The sequence below is a fragment of the Ideonella azotifigens genome (assembly GCF_006519715.1).
Taxonomy (GTDB): domain Bacteria; phylum Pseudomonadota; class Gammaproteobacteria; order Burkholderiales; family Burkholderiaceae_C; genus Ideonella; species Ideonella azotifigens.
Genome location: NZ_VIDT01000542.1, coordinates 1 through 3,836, shown reverse-complemented (window position 1 = coordinate 3,836; position 3,836 = coordinate 1). Strand labels below are relative to the sequence as shown.

Genomic DNA, 3,836 nt, shown 5'->3' with positions numbered 1-3,836 from the left:
ACGCACGGCCTGGACCGCGTCGGCACACAGTTCGAGCAGGCGGGACAGCGGAGGAGAGGGGTGGGCTGGGTTCACCCGCGGCAGTCTAACCACCCAACCCATCCAGAAGATTGCGACGGGCCGACCCCGCACGCGCAATGCGGCAGCCGCTGGCCGACAATGCGCTGGTCATAGAACCAGGCAAGGACCCCCCGGCATGGCCGAACCCAAGAGCCCGCGCGTTGCTGCGCCCATCCTGCAAGACGAAGCGCTGGCGGCGCTGCCGGTGTCGGAACGGGTGCGCTATCGCCTGGTCCAGGCCAGGCGGCGTTACCACGCCAACGACAACATTGCCGACTTCCTGCGCGAGGGTGAGTTGCAGGAACTGAAGGACGAGGTCAGCGCCAAGATGGCCGAGGTGCTGAAGGCGCTGGTGATCGACACCGAGAGCGACCACAACACCCAGGACACGGCGCGCCGCGTGGCCAAGATGTACCTGGAGGAAGTCTTCCGCGGCCGCTACCAGCCGATGCCGCCGGTCACCGAATTCCCGAATGCCTCCCGCCTGAACGAGCTGATGATCGTCGGCCCGATCACGGTGCGCTCGGCCTGCTCGCACCACATGTGCCCCATCCTCGGCAAGATCTGGGTGGGCGTGCTGCCCAATGAACACTCGAACCTGATCGGGCTGTCGAAATACGCCCGCATTGCCGACTGGATCATGACCCGGCCGCAGATCCAGGAAGAGGCGGTGATCATGCTGGCAGACGCCTTGCAGGAACGCGTCAAGCCCGATGGCTTGGCCATCGTCATGGAGGCGGACCATTTCTGCATGCATTGGCGCGGTGTGAAAGACAATGACACCGCGATGACCAACAGCGTCATGCGGGGCGCGTTCCTGAAGGACCCGAACCTGCGGCGCGAATTCCTGTCCCTGTTGTCCAAGAAGAGGTGAACCCCCGATGCTTGTGCGACTGATGTATGCCAGCCGGGCCACGGCAGAGATGGACCAGGATGCGCTGACCGGCATCCTGCAGCAGGCCCGCGCCACCAACCCGACGCAAGGCATCACCGGTGCGCTGTGCTTTGCGCACGGCACCTTCGTGCAGACGCTGGAAGGCGGCCGCGACGCGGTCAACAAGCTGTACCACCGCATCGCGGCGGATCCGCGCCACCAGCAGGTCGTGCTGCTGAACTATGCCGAGATCGCCGAGCGGCATTTCGCCGGCTGGGCCATGGGCATGGTGAACCTGACCCGGCTGAACCCTGGTCTGCTGCTCAAGTACTCCGAAACCGCGACGCTGAACCCCTACGCCGTGTCCGGCGCCGCGATGGCCGCGCTGTTCGACGAGATGGTCGCCACCGCGGCCATGATGGGCCAGGCCTGACGCGCAGGCACCGGCCCGGTGGCATTCAGAGCTTGGCCGCGGCGCGAAAACCGAACAGGCGGGTCAGCAGCCGGGTCGGAAACTCGGTCAAGGCCTGGTTGTAGGCCGCTGCAGCGTCGCTGAAGGACTGGCGCGCATAGACCAGCCGGGCGGCGAGCTCTGTCAGTTGCTGCCGCGAGGCATGCACGCCGGGCTGCTCGTCCAGCGTCGGCTGCTGCTCCAGCAGGGCATGCAGCCGCGCCATCGGCGAGGCCATGTCACGCTCGGCGGCCACCCAGGCCGCCACCAGCAAGGCACGGTATGGCCTGGGCCGCATGGCCAGGGCCGCCTGGCGCTGGCGCTCCTGCGCCTGCATCAGCACCTGCAGGCTGCCAGCCTCGTCGGCCAGCGGCTCGCGCACGGCGGCCAGCAACATGTCCAGGGCGGCGGCACGGCGCACCAGCAATTCATCGATCTGCACCCAGGCCTGGCCCAGCGCATTGCGCAGTCGCATCAGCCGGTTGTAGGCCCCCACCATCCAGAAGGCGATCACCAGGATCAGCGCGAGCTCCAGCAGCCAGCCGCCCACATGGCCAACATGCGTCAGCTGCAGCCAGCTCGGCCAGGCGGCACTGGTCGCCGGTTCGCTGGCCGGATCCGATGCCGCCAACGCGCCTTGCCAGATTTCCGGCGCGAACAGGCTCATGCGAACGCGCCCTGGCCGCCTTTGCTGGCGCGCCAGGCGGCAAAGCCCTGGGCCCGCAGCTCGCAGGCAGGGCACTGGCCGCAGCCGTAGCCCCATGCGTGGCGCTGGCTGCGGTCGCCGAGGTAGCAGGTGTGCGTGTGCTCGACGATCAAGTCGTTCAGCCTCTCGCCGCCCAGTTGCTCGCTCAGTTCCCAGGTCTGGGCCTTGGTCAGGAACATCAGCGGGGTTTCCAGCGTCATCGGCGTGTCCAGCCCCAGGCTGAGCGCGACCTGCATCGCCTTGAGCGTGTTGTCGCGGCAGTCCGGGTAGCCGGAGTAATCGGTCTCGCACATGCCGCCCACCAGCACCGAGGCGCCGCGCCGGTAGGCCAGCGCCGCAGCAAAGGTCAGGAACAGCAGGTTGCGGCCGGGCACGAAGGTGTTGGGCAAACCGTTGGCCTGCAGCTCGATGGCACGCGCATCGGTCAGTGCGGTGTCGGAAATCTGGCCCAGCAGCGCCAGGTCCAGCAGGTGGTCGTCGCCCAGCTTGCCAGCCCACTGCGGGAACTGTTCGGCGATCTCGCGCCGCACCACCTGCCGGCATTCGAGCTCGACCTTGTGGCGCTGGCCATAGTCGAAGCCCAGCGTCTCGACACGCGCAAAACGCGACAGCGCCCAGGCCAGGCAGGCGGTGGAATCCTGGCCGCCGGAAAACAGCACCAGGGCATGGCGGGAAGACGGCTCGCTCATGTCATCAGCCTCTGATTTCGCCCTGGCCCAGCACCACCCATTTCATGGACGTGAGGCCTTCGAGGCCGACCGGGCCGCGGGCGTGGAACTTGTCGGTCGAGATGCCGATCTCGGCCCCCAGGCCGTATTCGAAACCGTCGGCAAAGCGGGTGCTGGCGTTGACCATCACGCTGGCCGAGTCGACCTCGCGCAGGAAGCGCATCGCGTTCGGGTGGTTCGTCGTCAGGATTGCGTCGGTGTGGTGGGAACCGTAGCGGTTGATGTGGGCGATGGCCTCGTCCAGGCCCTGCACCACCTTCACGCTGACGATGGGCGCCAGGTATTCCTCGGCCCAGTCGGCCTCGGTCGCGTCCGCCAGCCTGGCGCCAGGCACGGCAGCGAGGATCGCCTTGGCGGCCGAGTCACAGCGCATCTCCACGCCCTTGGCCGCGAAGATCGCGCCGATCTGCGGCAGGAAGGCTGGCGCCGAAGCTGCATGCACCAGCAGCGATTCGGCCGCGTTGCAGGGGCTGTACTTCTGGGTCTTGGCGTTGTCGGTGACGACCAGCGCCTGCGCAATGTCGACCTCGGCGTCCACATAGACGTGGCAGTTGCCGTCCAGGTGCTTGATGACCGGCACCTTGGCCTCGGCGCTGATGCGCGCGATCAGGCCCTTGCCGCCGCGCGGGATGATCACGTCCACGTATTCAGGCATCGCAATCAGGCGGCCCACGGCGGCGCGGTCCGTCGTCTCGACGAGTTGCACCGCTTCGGGCGGCAGGCCGGCTTCGGACAGCGCGCGCTGCACCAGTTGCCAAAGCGCCAGGTTGGAATGGATGGCCTCCGAGCCGCCGCGCAGGATGCAGGCATTGCCGCTCTTGATCGCCAGCGACGCGGCCTCGATGGTCACGTTCGGCCGGCTCTCGTAAATCATGCCGAACACGCCCAGCGGCACGCGCATCTGCCCCACGCTGATGCCGGTGGGCCGGCGCTTCACGCCGGTGATCTCGCCGACCGGGTCCGGCATCGCCGCCAGTTGCTCGCAACCTTCGGCGACCGTGGCGATGACCTTGGGCG

5 protein-coding genes are annotated in these 3,836 nt (G+C 67.6%); 2 read left to right on the top strand and 3 right to left on the bottom strand.

What is annotated here, in order from left to right; translation table 11 throughout:
• Positions 1-196: 196 nt before the first annotated feature.
• On the top strand, positions 197-934 hold the full coding sequence (folE, locus tag FKP22_RS23690; RefSeq protein WP_141290132.1) for a GTP cyclohydrolase I: 738 nt from the start codon (positions 197-199) through the stop codon (positions 932-934).
• A 7-nt stretch (positions 935-941) separates the two neighbouring features.
• Positions 942-1,367, top strand: a complete 426-nt coding sequence (locus FKP22_RS23685; RefSeq protein WP_141290131.1) for a BLUF domain-containing protein — start codon at positions 942-944, stop codon at positions 1,365-1,367.
• A gap of 25 nt (positions 1,368-1,392) precedes the next feature.
• Here the strand turns inward: FKP22_RS23685 and FKP22_RS23680 are convergent, their stop codons facing one another.
• From FKP22_RS23680 to FKP22_RS23670, 3 genes are all read right to left on the bottom strand, one after another.
• Positions 1,393-2,052 carry a LemA family protein gene (locus tag FKP22_RS23680; protein ID WP_170201040.1) on the bottom strand — a complete coding sequence of 220 codons (660 nt, stop codon included), beginning with the start codon at positions 2,050-2,052 and terminating at the stop codon, positions 1,393-1,395.
• Positions 2,049-2,780 carry a 7-cyano-7-deazaguanine synthase QueC gene (queC, locus tag FKP22_RS23675; protein ID WP_141290129.1) on the bottom strand — a complete coding sequence of 244 codons (732 nt, stop codon included), beginning with the start codon at positions 2,778-2,780 and terminating at the stop codon, positions 2,049-2,051. The genes FKP22_RS23680 and queC overlap by 4 nt, the downstream gene beginning before the upstream one ends.
• A gap of 4 nt (positions 2,781-2,784) precedes the next feature.
• Positions 2,785-3,836: glutamate-5-semialdehyde dehydrogenase (locus FKP22_RS23670; protein WP_141290128.1), on the bottom strand; the 1,052-nt coding region annotated here is incomplete at its 5' end.